We start from the raw sequence: 13,570 nt of genomic DNA, 5'->3' as shown, positions 1-13,570 counted from the left end.
CCCCTCACCCCGCACGACCCCCACCTCCCCGGAAGGGAAGCCCGACGATGGCGTCCAGTCCTCCTCTCGCGCCGCTCCGCGGCCGCGTCCCCCGCCCCCGCCGCCGCGACGACGGCGCGATCATGCCCGCCTCCGGCCGCGGCAGCTACTGGTTCTACCTGCTGCCCGGCTTCGTGCTCCTGGCGGCGATCATCCTCGTGCCGCTCGGCTGGAACGTGTACCTGTCGTTCACGAACTACCGCGGGATCCTGCCGCCGCAGTTCACCGGCCTCGACAACTGGCGCCGGCTCATGGCGGACGGCCAGTTCTGGATCTCGTTCCGGAACAGCATCGTGATGATCCTCGCGATGGTGATCGTGCCGACCAGCCTCGGCCTCGTCCTCGCGGCCGCGCTGTTCGACGTCATCGGCAAGAAGTTCGGCGGCAAGCTCGCGAGCTTCCTCCGCGCCACCTACTACCTCCCGCAGATCCTGCCGGCCGTCATCGCTGCGATCGTCATCGGGTGGATCCTCCGCCCCGAGAACGGCGCCCTCAACGCGGTGCTCGGCGCGGTCGGACTCGACGGTCTGCAGCACAACTGGCTCGGCAGCCCGGACACCGCACTGCTCTCGGTCGCGGTCGTGCTCGTGTGGGTGCAGATCGGGTACCCGGTCGTCGTGTTCATGGCCGCCCTGCAGCGCGTCGACCCCGAGCTCTACGAAGCCGCGGAACTCGACGGCGCGAACTGGTTCCAGCGCTTCCGCTCCATCACCGTCCACATCATCCGGCCCGAGATCTTCGTCGTCGTGCTCACCTGCACGATCGCGGCGCTCAAGGTGTTCGGTCCCGTCTACGCCCTGACCGGCGGCGGCCCGGGCAACGCGACCATCGTGCCGAGCTACTACTCGTACAGCCAGTTCTTCCAGGCGCAGCAGGTCGGCTACGGCGCGACCATCGCCACCGCCCTGACGGTCGTCATCGTCATCGTCGCCATCGGGTTCATCGCCGCCCAGAACCGGGCCGAACGCAAGGAGGAGGCACGATGACCGTGTCCGCACCCGACACCAGGGCGACCGTGACCGCGGACGCAGGACGGGCCTCCCGGCCGACGACGAAGCCGCGCAAGCGGCCGGGCGAAGGCGGGGTCAAGCGGCCCGCCGACTGGGTCGTGCTCGCCGGCGGGGTCGTCATCGCGGTGCTCATCGCCGCGCCGTTCCTGCTCATCCTGCTCAACTCATTCAAGACGCCCGCGGACTACGCCGCCGGCGGGCCGCTCGCCTGGCCGTCCCAGCTGTCCTTCGACGGCATCACGACGTTCTGGAACCGGGTCGACTTCCCGCTGAAGCTCTGGAACAGCGTGTTCATCAGCGGCATGGTGGCGCTGCTCGCGGTGCTCATCTCGATCCTCAACGCGTTCGCGATCGGCATCGGCCGGGTCCGCTACCGCACCTGGATCGTGGTGCTGTTCATGCTCGCGAACATGCTGCCGCAGGAGGTGCTGCTCTACCCGCTCTACATGATGTTCAAGGGCATCGGGCTGTACGACAACGTGTGGAGCGTCATCATCGTCTTCACGGTGATCCAGTCCGCGTTCGGCACCTACCTGCTGTCGAGCGTCTACGGCACCTTCCCGAAGGAGATCCTCGAGGCCGCGGCGCTCGACGGCGCGGGTCGCTGGCGGGTGCTCTGGCGGGTCATCGTCCCGATCAGCCGCCCGACCCTGTCGGTCCTGCTCATCTTCTTCTTCATCTGGACGTGGAACGAGTTCCTCATCCCGCTGACCTTCCTGGTCAGCAACGACAACCAGACGGTCCCCGTCGCGATCTCCCTGCTGCAGGGCGACCGGCTCATGGACGTCACGACCACGAGCGCCTCGGCCCTGCTCGGGCTCATCCCGACGCTCGTGTTCTTCCTCATCTTCCAGCGCACGCTCGCGCGCGGCATCACGGCAGGAGCGGTCAAGTAATGAAGTTCACCGACGGGTTCTGGCAGCTCAGGCCCGGAGTCCACCCCGTGTACGCCGCCGAGGCGTACGACATCGACGCACGGCAGTCGCCCGAGGGCGACCGCCTGGTCGTCACGGCGCCGACCAAGGTCATCGCGTCGCGGGGCGACACCCTCAACCGTCCGACCCTCACCGTCTCACTGTCCAGCCCCATGGAGGGCGTGGTCACCGTCCGCGTCGAGCACCACCGCGGCCGCCGACCCGAGCTGTCGTTCGACCTGGTCGGCCAGGAGGCGGGGCACGGCTCCGTCACGGTGGAGGACGGCGTCGGGACCCTCACCTCCGGCGACCTGTCGGCCGTCGTCACGCCCGGAGCCCCGTGGGACCTCCGGTTCCTGTCCGAGGGGCGGGTGCTGACCGGCTCCGGGCACAAGTCGCTCGGGTACGTCACGCTCGAGCCCGGCGCCGAGGTGTCGCGCGGGGTCGTCGGCAACGCCCGGGTCCAGGGCGCGGACGCCCCCGCCTCGGACACGTTCGTGCACGCGCAGCTCGACCTCGGCGTCGGGGAGCTCGTCTACGGCCTCGGGGAGCGCTTCGGGCCCCTCGTGAAGAACGGGCAGACGGTCGACATCTGGAACGCCGACGGCGGCACGTCGAGCGAACAGGCGTACAAGAACGTGCCGTTCTACCTGACGAACCGCGGGTACGGCGTGCTCGTCGACCACCCCGGGCACGTCTCGTTCGAGGTCGGGTCCGAGACCGTCGAGCGCGTGCAGTTCTCGGTGCCGGGGGAGTCCCTCGTCTTCCACGTCATCGGCGGGGGCAGCCCGGCGGCCGTCCTCGAGCGCTACACCGCGCTCACCGGTCGTCCGGCCCACGTGCCGGCATGGTCATACGGGCTGTGGTTGTCGACCTCGTTCACGACCGACTACGACGAGGCGACCGTGACCTCGTTCGTCGACGAGATGGCGGCCCGCCAGCTGCCGGTCTCGGTGTTCCACTTCGACTGCTTCTGGATGCGCGAGTTCACCTGGTGCGACTTCGAGTGGGACCCCCGGGTGTTCCCGGACCCCACCGGCATGCTCGGACGCCTGCACGACAAGGACCTGCGGGTCTGCGTGTGGATCAACCCGTACATCGGCCAGGCGTCGGCGCTGTTCGACGAGGCGGTCGAGGGCGGCTACCTCGTGATGAACCCCGACGGCACCGTCTGGCAGTGGGACCTCTGGCAGGCCGGCATGGGCCTCGTCGACTTCACGAACCCCGAGGCCACCGCCTGGTACCAGTCGAAGCTCCGCGCGCTCGTCGAACAGGGCGTCGACTGCTTCAAGACCGACTTCGGTGAGCGCATCCCCCTGGACGTCGTCTACGCCGACGGCAGCGACCCCGAGCGCATGCACAACCTCTACACGCAGCTGTACAACCAGGCCGTGTTCGAGGTGCTCGAGGAGACCCGCGGGAAGGGCGACGCCGTCCTGTTCGCCCGCTCCGCCACCGCCGGCGGCCAGCAGATGCCGGTGCACTGGGGCGGTGACAACACCTCGTCGTTCCCGTCGATGGCCGAGACGCTCCGCGGTGGGCTCTCGCTCGCACTGTCCGGCTTCGGGTTCTGGTCGCACGACATCGGCGGCTTCGAGGGCACGCCCGACCCGGCCGTGTTCAAGCGCTGGGTCCAGTTCGGACTCCTGTCGTCGCACAGCCGGTTCCACGGCAGCAGCTCGTACCGGGTGCCGTGGGCGTTCGACGAGGAGGCCGTCGACGTCACGCGGATCTTCACCGAGCTGAAGCTCCGGCTGATGCCGTACCTGTACGCGGCCGGGCTCGAGGCGTCGGCGCGGGGCATCCCCGTCATGCGTCCGATGCCCCTGGCGTTCCCGGACGACCCCACCGCGGCGTACTGCGACCGGCAGTACATGCTCGGCGCGGACCTGCTCGTCGCGCCGGTGTTCAGCGCGTCGGGCGAGGTCGAGTACTGGTTGCCCGCCGGGTCGTGGACGAACTGGTTCACCGGCGAGGTCGTCACCGGCGGGGTCTGGCGGCGTGAGCAGCACGGCTTCGACACCCTGCCGCTGTGGGCCCGCGAGGGTGCCGTGCTCCCGCTGTCCACGCGCACCGACCGGCCGGACCACGACTACCACGAGGTGCTCGAGTTCCGGGCGTTCCCGGGCTCCGCGGGTGCCGGCGCCCGGCCGGTCGTGGTGACGGCGCCGGACGGCCGTGCGGTGACGTACGACGTCGCCTACGCCGCCGACGGCACGGTCAGCGTCGCCGGCTGACCCGCGCGGGCCTGGACCCGTCGTCCGCGCTCAGCGACGGTCCTCGTGGCGACCGCCGCGAGGACCGTCGCTGAGCGCGGGTCCGGGGTGACGGGCGCACTACGCTGACGGGACCACGACGGATCGGAGCGGACATGACGGAGGCGAGCACTGCCTCCCGTCCGGTGCGCACCACGGACGTCGTCCGGCGGCGCAACCTCGCCCGGGTCCTCCGGCTCGTGCACGAGGGCGGGCCGATGCCGCGCTCGGCACTGACCCGTGAGACCGGCCTGAACCGGTCGACCGTCGCCGCGCTCGTCGGGGAACTCGTCGAGCTCGGCCTCGTCGTCGAGGGGGACGCACCGCCCGCGACCGGCGTCGGCCGTCCGAGCGCGACCGTTTCGGCGTCCGCCGAGGTCGTCGCCCTCGCGATCGTCCCCGAGATCGACGCCGTCACGCTGGCCGTGATCGGTCTCGACGGCACCGAGCACGAACGTCGTACCGTCCGGACCTCGACCGTCTCCACCCCGGACGAGGCGCTGACCATCGCCACCGACCTCGTCGCCGGTGCTGCAGGACGGCAGGGGGACGCCGGCCGCCGGGTGGTGGGCGTCGCCGTCTCCGTCCCCGGCATCGTGCGCGTCGACGACGGCGTGGTCCGGTACGCACCGCACCTGGCCTGGCGGGACGAGGCCTTCGCCGCCCCGCTGGCGGAGCGCACCGGGCTGGCGGTCCGGGCTGCGAACGACGCGAACCTCGGTGTCACCGCCGAGTTCCTGTACGGGGCCGGCCGTGGCGCCACCGACGTCGTCTACGTCAACGGTGGCGCGAGCGGCATCGGTGGCGGGATCATCACCGGCGGCCGTCCGCTGACCGGCACCGACGGGTACGCGGGCGAGCTCGGGCACACCTTCGTCGCGGCGAACGGCATCCGGTGCCACTGCGGTGCCGTCGGGTGCCTGGAGACCGAGGCGTCCCAGGCAGCACTGCTCGACGCCGCGGGACTCGGGATCGACGAGGCCGACCGGCTCGGGGAGGTCCTCGCCGACGGGCCCGGGCCGGAGCTCGGCGTGGTCGTCGAACGGCAGGTCACCGCACTCGCCGTCGCGATCCGCAACGTGGTGCACACGGTCAACCCCGACGTCGTCGTGCTCGGCGGGTTCCTCGGCACGCTCCTGCGCCACGTCGGGACCCGCCTCGAGGACGCGGTGCGGGAGCAGACGATGACGGCGATGGGGGAGGACCTGCGCATCGTGCCCGCCGAACTCGTCGGCAGCGTGCTGTTCCGCGGAGCGGCCGAGCTGGCCTTCGCGGCACTGCTCGCCGACCCGGCGGCCGGCTGAGCCGATCGGCCTGCACGGGACCGCAGTCCCGGCGCGAGCGAGCGCGGCGCCCGCGATCCGCGCTGGTCGGGGTGGACCCGCGGACGCCCGCCGCAGTTCGGGTCAGGGGCGGGCGTCCACGGCCAGCGCGTGCCTCCGGGAGTGGCAGGCGCGAGTCGTCGCTCCGCGAGGTCAGGGTCCCTCGCGTGCCTTCCGGCTGGGCGACTCGGGGAACGCTACGCCGTCCGGCTGGACCGTGCCCAGGGTGCGCCGAGCGGCTCGTCCGACACCGACGGGCGCGGGGTCAGGCGGACCGGCGGCGCCGCGGAGCAGCGGAGCGTGGAGGTGCCTCGCGCAGTCGCGTCCCGACCTGTCCGAGGATGCGGGCGAGCGACTCGGTGTCCGCCTCGGACAGTGACGCGAAGAGGAGCTCCCGCACGAGTGCGATGTGCCCGGGGAACACGGCAGCGAGGACCTCGCGGCCGGCGTCGGTGATCGACACGACGACCCGGCGTTCGTCCTCGGGGGAGGCGGCCCGCGACACGAGTCCGCGCTGGTCGAGCAACTGCGCCTGGTACGTCAGCCCGCTCCGGCTGTAGACGACGCCGTCGGCGAGGTCGGTCATGCTCCGGCTCCCGCTCGGGGCGTCACCGAGTCGGGCCAGGAGCTGGAACTGCACGTAGCTGAGCGCTCCGACGTCCTTGAGCTGCTTCTCGACCGCGGGGCGGAGCAGCGCGCTGACCTCGGTGAAGGACAGGTAGGCGGACAGCTCCGCGGTGGTCAGTGGGCGTGGGGTCTCCGGCACGATCTCCATCCTACCTGTTGCTTCGAGTTCGAAGCAGTGGTACGTTCCTGACAAGTGCTTCGAACTCGAAGCAAAAACGAGAGGAAACGACCATGAAGGCCATCCAGTTCTCCGAAGTCGGCGGCCCCGAGGTGCTCCGCACCGTCGACGTCGAGCAGCCCACTCCCGGTGCCGGCGAGGTGCGCGTGCGCGTCGCCGCTTCCGCGTTCAACGCCGCCGACAACGGCATGCGAGCGGGGTTCCTCCCCATCCCGGTCGTCCTGCCGCACGTCCCCGGCTACGACGTCTCCGGCACGGTCGACGCCCTGGGCTCCGGCGTCGACGGGCTCGCCGTCGGTGACGCCGTCATCGGGTTCCTGCCGATGGAGCGCGACGGCGGCGCTGCCGAGTACGTCATCGCACCCGCCGAGGCCCTGGTGCACGCACCGACGAGCATCCCGCTCGAGGACGCCGCGGCGCTGCCGTCCGTGGCACTCACCGCGTGGCAGGCGCTCGTCGACGACGGTGGACTCGAAGCCGGGCAGCGCCTGCTCGTCGTCGGAGCCGGTGGCGTCGTCGGGAAGTACGCGGTCCAGCTCGCGAAGCAGTGGGGTGTGCACGTCATCGCGACCGCGAGTCCCCGCAGCGCCGACGCCGTCCGGGCAGCGGGCGCGGACGAGGTCGTCGACCACACGACGACGGACCTCGTCGACTCCGTCACCGGACCGGTCGACGTCCTGCTCAACCTCGCCCCGATCGAGCCCGAGGAGTTCACCCGTCTCGTCACCCTCGTCCGTGACGGTGGCGTGGTCGTGAGCACCACCGCCTGGATGGCCGCTCCCGACGACGCCACCCGCGGGGTGCGCTCCGCCGTCGTGTTCGTGCTGCCGAACCGCGACCGCCTCGCGCGACTGGCCGCGATGGTGGACGACGGCTCACTCCACGTCGAGGTCACCCGCCGGATCCCGCTCGACGCACTGCCGGCCCTGCACGCGGAGGCGAGCACGGGGCGCATCGCCGGCAAGGTGGTCGTCCTGCCCTGAGCCGCACGAGCCCCGGGGTGGTCGTCAGCGTCAGCGGGTCGGCTCCGCCTCCGGCGCGGGCCGGTGTCCGGGTCAGGTCAGCGGCCGCGCCACCACGCCTGGTTGCGGGCCCGCAACGCGACCCGGGCCCGCCGCGCCCACCGACGCGTCGGCGTGGCACGGCGGCCGTTCACCCGGAAGGTGTGGAAGGCGCGGCGGGTCCGGAGTGCGGCGGACGCCAGGCTCGAGAACGGCCGCGCCGACACCCGCACCGTGAGCCTGCGGTCGGCCAGCACCCGCCACGCGGGGTCGAACTGCATGCTCAGGTCGATGTCGTCGTGCACGTCCGGGTCCTCCCGGTGCACACGGTCGCGGACGGCGAGCCACGCCGAGCGACGGACCGCGGTGGCGGACCCGAAGATCGGCGGGCGGCCGAGTGCGCCGTGCATGAGCACGAAGTACGGCCCCATGTAGAGGACCGGCCAGAGCGCACGCACGACGGGCCCGGCGTCGGAGGGACGGCCGGGACCGGTCACGGCGACGACGTCCGGGTCCTCGAGCAGGTCGAGCGCGGCCGCGATCCAGCCGGGCGGCGGAACCGAGTCGGCGTCGAGACGGACGATGACGTCACCGCTCGCCGTGTCGTAGCCGACTGATGCCGCGCGGGAGATCCCGGGGACCGGCTCGCTGCGGACCACGGCCCCGGCCGCGCGTGCCACCGCCGCACTGTCGTCCGAGCTGCCGTTGTCCACCACGACGAGCTCGTCCGCGGGATGGGACTGGGCGGCCAGTGCGGCGAGGCATCGCCGCAGGTGCTCGGCGTCGTTCCGCACCGGGATCACGACCGAGACGGAGGGCATGGCCCGAGCCAACCCGGAGGGCACTGGGAAGAACCCGCGATCCAGGCGCGGTCTGGCGTTCTGGGGAGGATCGCGCCCGGGATCCGCGTGGATCGGCGTTCCTGGAGGTCGTCCCAGTGTCCGGCGCGCAGGTTCGGATCCACACGCCGTGGGTGCACCGCCCTCGGTGACGAAGAAGACCGGAAGGCCGACCATGACCACGAACCCACCCGGGAACGACTCCGGGACGCCCATCCACGACGCCACGGCTGCTGCCGAGGGGCACGAGATCCACCCCGGCGTCACGGTTCCGTCCTACGCCAGCGGCACGCCCGTCGAGCGCCCGTCCGGCTTCGACGACCTCGAGCCGCTCGACGCCGTCCCCGCCGACACCCAGCTCACCGCCGGCACCTCCGCCGCGGACAGCCTGACCGCCACGCCGTCCGCCTCGTCGGGTCACGACGACTCGGACTCGAGCGGTGGCAAGGCGAAGGCCCAGGCCGCCAAGGGCGCCGCCTCCGACGTCGCTGGTGACGCCAAGGAGAAGGCCGCGAACGTCGCCGGCACCGCCAAGGAGCAGGCCGCGAACGTCGCCTCCGAGGTGTCCGACCACGCCCGCCAGCTCTTCGGCCAGGCGTCCGGCACCCTGAAGGACCAGGCGGCCGGCCAGCAGCAGCGTGCCGCCGGTGGCCTGCGCACCATCGGTGACCAGCTCGGCAAGATGGCCGAGAACGACGACGAGCAGGGCCTCGCGGCGAAGGTCGTCCGCGACCTCTCCAGCCGTGCCAGCTCGTTCGCCGGCTACCTCGAGGGTCGCGAACCCGGCACGCTCGTCGAGGACGTGAAGTCCTTCGCCGCACGCCGTCCGGGTGCCTTCATCGCGATCGCCGCCGGCGCGGGCATCCTCGCTGGTCGCCTCACCAAGGCGCTCACGACGGAGATCAAGCACGAGAAGGAAGCCGAAGCGCGCAGCGCCGACCTGACCTCCGGCACCGCGGGCTACGACGCCACCCCGACCAGCACCACCGGGTACGACACCACCGGGCTCGGGACCACGGGCACGACCGGCTTCGGCACCACTGGCACGACCGGGACGACCGGGACGGGGCCGCTCGTATGAGCGAAGCCTTCCCCGGCGCGACCGGTGGGACGGTGCCCGGGCAGCCGACGCCCGAGGAGCGCGCCGCGACGACACCCCTCGGCGAGCTCCTCTCCGAAGTGTCGCGTGACCTCTCGACCCTCTTCCGGCAGGAGGTCGCGCTCGCCAAGGCCGAGCTGACCGACTCCGCGAAGAAGGCCGGCAAGGGGGCGGGCATGTTCGGCGGCGCAGGCGTCGCCGGGCTCTTCGCCCTGCTGTTCCTGACCATCGCCGCGTGGTGGGGCCTCGGCTACCTCATCGGCAACGCATGGTCCGCAGTGATCATCGCCGTCATCTACGCGATCGTCGCGGCGGTCCTGGCATCCCGCGGCCGCAAGGAGATCAAGCAGATCAACGGCGCCCCGCAGACGGTCGAGACCGTCAAGGAAGTCCCCGAGACACTCAAGCCCAACACCGGGAGGAACTGATGAGCACCCCAGACGAGATCCGCGCAGACATCGAGCGCACCCGCGGCGCACTCGGCTCGGACGTCGACGCGCTCGCCGACAAGGTGAGCCCGTCGCAGATCGCCCACCGCCAGACCGAGAAGGTCAAGGGCAAGTTCCAGGACGTCCGTGAGTCGGTCATGGGTGCTGCCGGCAGCGCTCGCGACTCCGTGATGGGCGCTGCCGACTCGGCTCGCTCCAGCGTCTCGGGCTCCGGCTCGAACGCCGCCGGGACCGTCAAGGACACCGCCTCGCGCGGCGTCGAGAAGGCGAAGGGCAACCCGCTCGCCGTCGGCCTCATCGCCTTCGGTGTCGGCTGGCTCGCGTCGTCGCTCCTGCCGTCCTCCACCAAGGAGGAGGAGCTCGCCGGTGAGCTGAAGGACAAGGCAGCGCCGCTCGTCGACAAGGCGAAGGAGCAGGCCAAGGAAGCCAGCGCCCCGCTCGTCGACGCCGCCAAGGAGCACGCGCAGGACCTCAAGGGCACCGCGCAGGACGCGGCCCAGACGGTCAAGGACGAGGCGCAGGGCGCCGCGGCCGACGTCAAGGACAACGCGCAGTCGTCCGCGGACGACGTCCGCAACGCCTGACGGACATAGTTCCAGACGGGAGGCCCGGTACCAGCTGGTACCGGGCCTCCCGTCCGTCCCGGGGTGGTTCCGCGACGGAACGTCCGCCGTCCGCGGACCTGTGGCAGCGGTCGCCGACCGGAGAGCAGGCTGGGTCCATGCCCGATGCCCCCACCACCGCCGTCCTCTTCGACATCGACGGGACCCTCGCCGACTCGAACTACGCCCACATCGACGCCTGGTGGCGGGCCTTCCGCGCCGCGGGGGAGTCGGTGGACGCGTGGCGCATCCACCGGGCGATCGGGATGGACTCGTCGAAGTTGCTCGAGGGGCTCCTGCCCGACGCCTCCGACGAGGTGCGTGACACGGCGAAGCAGTTCCACACCGCGTTCTACTCCGAGCACATGCCGCAACTCCGCCTGCTGCCGGGGTCCCGCGAACTGCTCGAGGCCGTCGCCGCGCGCGGGCACGCCGTGGTCCTCGCGACGAGCGCGCCGCAGAACGAACTCGACCGTCTGCTCGAACTCCTCGACGCAGACGAGTGGGTGACGGCGGTGACGAGCGGTGAGGACGTCGAGCAGGCGAAGCCGGCCCCGGACATCATCGGGGTGGCACTCGAGAAGGTCGGCGTCGACGCCGGGTCCGCCGTCATGGTCGGCGACGCCATGTGGGACGTCGAGTCCTCCGGTCGTGTGGGGGTCACGTGTGTCGGGGTGATGACCGGCGGCATCGGTGGCGACGAGCTCCGGGGAGCCGGGGCGGCCGCCGTGTACGACGACGCGGCCGCGCTGCTGGCGGACCTGGACGACAGCCCGATCGGCTCGCTCGGTCGCCACGCGTGACGCGCGTGCCGGAGCGTGCTCCGGCGCACCGGCCACCGTGTCAGGATGGACGATCGTGATCACCATCGAACGCGTGCCCTGGGAAGACCCGCGCGGAGTCGCACTCCGCGCGACCATGGACGAGGAGATGCACGAGCGCTACGGCGACTCGAACTCCGGTGAGGCCCCCGAAGTCACGGCCGAGCGGAACCGCGTGCTCTCCGTGGACCCGACGACGGTCGTGACCTCCCTGCTCGCGATCGACGAGGACGGCTCCGTGCTCGGGCACATCGCGGTGCGTCGGCTCGGGGACGAGATCGAGTTGAAGCGCCTCATCGTGTTGGCTGCCGCGCGGGGCAAGGGAGCGGCGACCGCGCTGCTCGACGAGTGCGCGCGGGTCGGGCGAGAGCAGGGGGCCGAGCGTCTGATCCTGCAGACCGGCGACAAGCAGCCCGAAGCCGTGGCGCTGTACGAGAAGACCGGGTGGCAGCGCATCGACGTGTACGAGCCGTACGCCGAGACGATGCCGTGGTCGTACTGCTTCGCGAAGGCGCTCTGACCCTCCCCCATCCGGGTCCCCGCGGTTCGGTCGCCGGTGTTCTGGAACCTGCTGCCGTTCATCACCGTGGCGTTCGTGCTCGCGCTCTTCATCCCGCAGATGCGGCTCGCCGATGTCGCCGGGTCGGTCCCGACGGCCGGCCCGGACCGGTAGCCGCACCGCGAGGCGCCCCTGCGGACGCGGTCCGGGCCTCCCGGCGTCCCGGCCCGGTCACTCCCGCTAGCGTGGGCGCATGCGCGTCGGAGTCCTCGACATCGGTTCGAACACCGGTCACCTGCTCGTCGTCGATGCCCACGGAGGAGCGGCGCCGCTGCCGGCGTCGTCGTTCAAGCAGGCGCTCCGGCTCGCGGAGCACCTCGACGACCGCGGCGCGGTGACGCAGGTCGGGATCGACGCGCTCACCGACTTCGTGTCGCAGTCCGTCCGCGTGGCCGAGGACCGCGGGTGCGAGGAGATGCTCGGCTTCGCGACCTCGGCGGTGCGTGACGCGGTCAACTCCGAAGCCGTCCTGGCCCACGTCCAGGAGCAGACCGGGGTCGAGCTGGCGGTCCTGTCCGGATCCGACGAGGCCCGGCTGACGTTCCTCGCCGTCCGGCGCTGGTTCGGCTGGTCCGCCGGGCGCCTGGCGGTGTTCGACATCGGCGGTGGGTCGCTCGAGATCGCCGGCGGTGCCGATGAGGCCCCTGACGTGGCGTGGTCGATGCCGATCGGGGCCGCCCGCCTCGCGCGCTCGTTCTCCACCGCGGGGACGCCCACGGACGACGACGTGCGGCGCATCCGACACGAGATCCGCGTCGAGATCGCCCGTGACGCCGGTCGGCTGCTCCGTGCCGGGGCGCCGGACCGGGCCGTCGCGACCTCGAAGACCTTCCGCTCGATCGCCCGGATCTGCGGCGCTGCGCCGTCGGCCGCGGGCGCCCTCGTCCCGCGGGTGCTCGACGGCGCGGTGCTGCGCGAGCGGCTGCCCGCGCTGCTGACGATGACGGTCGAGGAGCTCGCCGCGCTGCCGGGCGTCTCCCCGAGTCGAGCGCACCAGGTCGTCCCCGGTGCGCTCGTCGCCGAGGCGTGCCTGGACATCTTCGACCTCGCGTCGCTCGAGATCTGCCCGTGGGCACTCCGCGAGGGCGTCATCCTCGAACGGCTCGACCAGCTGTCCGTCCTCGGCTAGCCCCTTCCCACGAGCTGCGGGAGCGTCACCTGCGGGGCGGAGCCAGCAGCCAGGGGCGGATGAGCTTCGTCACGAACGGCAGCACCCAGAACGTCATGATCGGCGTGAGCACGAGCGTCGTGATGAGCACGCGGGGCAGCGCCGACAGGCCCGCGAAGGACGGCAGCAGCCACCCGACCAGGACCGTGAAGACCAGGTTCACCGGGAAGAACCCGAGCCAGATGCTCACCGCCTGCTTCCAGCGCGGGGGAGCGGTCGAGGCCGGGGCGTCCTGCGGCACGTCGAACCACCCCTCGATGCCGGTGCGCTTCTCGACCCGCGACTCGACCACCAGGTCACGGCCGAGGTCGAGCCACCGCAGGCGGTCGTCCGAGTTCTCCCACGTCGTCAACGAGTCGTGGTCGGCGAACCGGTACAGCATGTGCCACTCGCGGGACTGCGCCGTCGACCGCACCCACCCCGAGCCGAGGAACCCCGGGTAGCGGTTGGCGAGGTTCACGCCGGACTGCACCCAGCGGGTGACCTCCGGGATGCGGTCGGGTTCGACGAGGCGGGTGATGGACACGGTGACGGGCGGGCCGGCGGTCTCGGGTGACGACGGGGAGAGGCTCCCTGGCTCTTGTGGAGTCATCCGACCAGTGTCCCGGACTCGTGTTCCGCGCAGGTGACACGGCAGCGGGGCACCGCCCTCGACGGACGGTGCCCCGCTGCTCACACGGGCTGGTG

At 71.8% G+C, this 13,570-nt stretch carries 14 protein-coding genes; 11 read left to right on the top strand and 3 right to left on the bottom strand.

Going from position 1 to position 13,570, the window contains the following annotated elements:
• Positions 1-122 precede the first annotated feature (122 nt).
• The 4 genes from DEI95_RS16120 to DEI95_RS16105 all read left to right on the top strand — a co-directional run bounded on the left by DEI95_RS16120 (position 123) and on the right by DEI95_RS16105 (position 5,522).
• Complete coding sequence (locus DEI95_RS16120) at positions 123-1,025, top strand: carbohydrate ABC transporter permease (RefSeq protein ID WP_110891462.1); 903 nt, start codon at positions 123-125, stop codon at positions 1,023-1,025.
• A complete protein-coding gene (locus DEI95_RS16115) occupies positions 1,022-1,945 on the top strand; it encodes a carbohydrate ABC transporter permease (RefSeq protein ID WP_110825558.1) in 924 nt (307 codons plus the stop codon). The genes DEI95_RS16120 and DEI95_RS16115 overlap by 4 nt, the downstream gene beginning before the upstream one ends.
• Positions 1,945-4,200 carry an alpha-xylosidase gene (gene yicI / locus DEI95_RS16110; protein ID WP_111060873.1) on the top strand — a complete coding sequence of 752 codons (2,256 nt, stop codon included), beginning with the start codon at positions 1,945-1,947 and terminating at the stop codon, positions 4,198-4,200. The genes DEI95_RS16115 and yicI overlap by 1 nt, the downstream gene beginning before the upstream one ends.
• Positions 4,201-4,334: 134 nt before the next feature.
• Positions 4,335-5,522 (top strand): ROK family transcriptional regulator, encoded by a 1,188-nt coding sequence (locus tag DEI95_RS16105; protein ID WP_111060872.1) that lies wholly within the window; start codon positions 4,335-4,337, stop codon positions 5,520-5,522.
• Positions 5,523-5,805: 283 nt separating this feature from the next.
• Here the strand turns inward: DEI95_RS16105 and DEI95_RS16100 are convergent, their stop codons facing one another.
• Positions 5,806-6,315: a MarR family winged helix-turn-helix transcriptional regulator gene (locus DEI95_RS16100; protein WP_111053182.1), complete on the bottom strand. Its 510-nt coding sequence runs from the start codon at positions 6,313-6,315 to the stop codon at positions 5,806-5,808.
• 83 nt (positions 6,316-6,398) lie between these two features.
• On the opposite strand from DEI95_RS16100, the gene DEI95_RS16095 reads away from it, so the two are divergent.
• A complete protein-coding gene (locus tag DEI95_RS16095) occupies positions 6,399-7,328 on the top strand; it encodes an NADP-dependent oxidoreductase (RefSeq protein WP_111060871.1) in 930 nt (309 codons plus the stop codon).
• A 77-nt stretch (positions 7,329-7,405) separates the two neighbouring features.
• On the opposite strand, the gene DEI95_RS16090 is transcribed toward DEI95_RS16095, so the two are convergent.
• Positions 7,406-8,167, bottom strand: a complete 762-nt coding sequence (locus DEI95_RS16090) for a glycosyltransferase family 2 protein (protein WP_111060870.1) — start codon at positions 8,165-8,167, stop codon at positions 7,406-7,408.
• Between the two features lie 193 nt (positions 8,168-8,360).
• Between DEI95_RS16090 and DEI95_RS16085 the strand changes: the two genes are divergently transcribed.
• From DEI95_RS16085 to DEI95_RS16060, 6 genes are all read left to right on the top strand, one after another.
• Positions 8,361-9,266 carry a hypothetical protein gene (locus tag DEI95_RS16085; RefSeq protein ID WP_111060869.1) on the top strand — a complete coding sequence of 302 codons (906 nt, stop codon included), beginning with the start codon at positions 8,361-8,363 and terminating at the stop codon, positions 9,264-9,266.
• Positions 9,263-9,712 carry a phage holin family protein gene (locus DEI95_RS16080; protein WP_110825551.1) on the top strand — a complete coding sequence of 150 codons (450 nt, stop codon included), beginning with the start codon at positions 9,263-9,265 and terminating at the stop codon, positions 9,710-9,712. Before DEI95_RS16085 ends, DEI95_RS16080 begins: the two co-directional genes overlap by 4 nt.
• Entirely contained in the window at positions 9,712-10,317 is a 606-nt protein-coding gene (locus DEI95_RS16075) for a DUF3618 domain-containing protein (protein ID WP_309146397.1), read from the top strand. Before DEI95_RS16080 ends, DEI95_RS16075 begins: the two co-directional genes overlap by 1 nt.
• Positions 10,318-10,454: 137 nt before the next feature.
• On the top strand, positions 10,455-11,138 hold the full coding sequence (locus DEI95_RS16070; RefSeq protein WP_110891467.1) for an HAD family hydrolase: 684 nt from the start codon (positions 10,455-10,457) through the stop codon (positions 11,136-11,138).
• A gap of 55 nt (positions 11,139-11,193) precedes the next feature.
• Complete coding sequence (locus tag DEI95_RS16065; RefSeq protein ID WP_258367633.1) at positions 11,194-11,676, top strand: GNAT family N-acetyltransferase; 483 nt, start codon at positions 11,194-11,196, stop codon at positions 11,674-11,676.
• 232 nt (positions 11,677-11,908) lie between these two features.
• Positions 11,909-12,844: a Ppx/GppA phosphatase family protein gene (locus tag DEI95_RS16060; protein ID WP_111060868.1), complete on the top strand. Its 936-nt coding sequence runs from the start codon at positions 11,909-11,911 to the stop codon at positions 12,842-12,844.
• 25 nt (positions 12,845-12,869) lie between these two features.
• On the opposite strand, the gene DEI95_RS16055 is transcribed toward DEI95_RS16060, so the two are convergent.
• A complete protein-coding gene (locus tag DEI95_RS16055; RefSeq protein WP_110825548.1) occupies positions 12,870-13,475 on the bottom strand; it encodes an antibiotic biosynthesis monooxygenase in 606 nt (201 codons plus the stop codon).
• Between the last annotated feature and the right edge of the window lie 95 nt (positions 13,476-13,570).

Source organism: Curtobacterium sp. MCBD17_008, from assembly GCF_003234475.1.
GTDB lineage: Bacteria > Actinomycetota > Actinomycetes > Actinomycetales > Microbacteriaceae > Curtobacterium.
Note: the sequence above shows the minus strand (reverse complement) of the source record. Positions and strands in the feature narration are given on the sequence as shown.

Bases quoted from the DNA above. Each gene is read 5' to 3' on its own strand.
- DEI95_RS16120 (WP_110891462.1), top strand. From the start codon at position 123: ATGCCCGCCTCCGGCCGCGGCAGCTACTGGTTCTACCTGCTGCCCGGC.
- DEI95_RS16115 (WP_110825558.1), top strand. From the start codon at position 1,022: ATGACCGTGTCCGCACCCGACACCAGGGCGACCGTGACCGCGGACGCA.
- yicI (WP_111060873.1), top strand. From the start codon at position 1,945: ATGAAGTTCACCGACGGGTTCTGGCAGCTCAGGCCCGGAGTCCACCCC.
- DEI95_RS16105 (WP_111060872.1), top strand. From the start codon at position 4,335: ATGACGGAGGCGAGCACTGCCTCCCGTCCGGTGCGCACCACGGACGTC.
- DEI95_RS16100 (WP_111053182.1), bottom strand. From the start codon at position 6,315: ATGGAGATCGTGCCGGAGACCCCACGCCCACTGACCACCGCGGAGCTG.
- DEI95_RS16095 (WP_111060871.1), top strand. From the start codon at position 6,399: ATGAAGGCCATCCAGTTCTCCGAAGTCGGCGGCCCCGAGGTGCTCCGC.
- DEI95_RS16090 (WP_111060870.1), bottom strand. From the start codon at position 8,167: ATGCCCTCCGTCTCGGTCGTGATCCCGGTGCGGAACGACGCCGAGCAC.
- DEI95_RS16085 (WP_111060869.1), top strand. From the start codon at position 8,361: ATGACCACGAACCCACCCGGGAACGACTCCGGGACGCCCATCCACGAC.
- DEI95_RS16080 (WP_110825551.1), top strand. From the start codon at position 9,263: ATGAGCGAAGCCTTCCCCGGCGCGACCGGTGGGACGGTGCCCGGGCAG.
- DEI95_RS16075 (WP_309146397.1), top strand. From the start codon at position 9,712: ATGAGCACCCCAGACGAGATCCGCGCAGACATCGAGCGCACCCGCGGC.
- DEI95_RS16070 (WP_110891467.1), top strand. From the start codon at position 10,455: ATGCCCGATGCCCCCACCACCGCCGTCCTCTTCGACATCGACGGGACC.
- DEI95_RS16060 (WP_111060868.1), top strand. From the start codon at position 11,909: ATGCGCGTCGGAGTCCTCGACATCGGTTCGAACACCGGTCACCTGCTC.
- DEI95_RS16055 (WP_110825548.1), bottom strand. From the start codon at position 13,475: ATGACTCCACAAGAGCCAGGGAGCCTCTCCCCGTCGTCACCCGAGACC.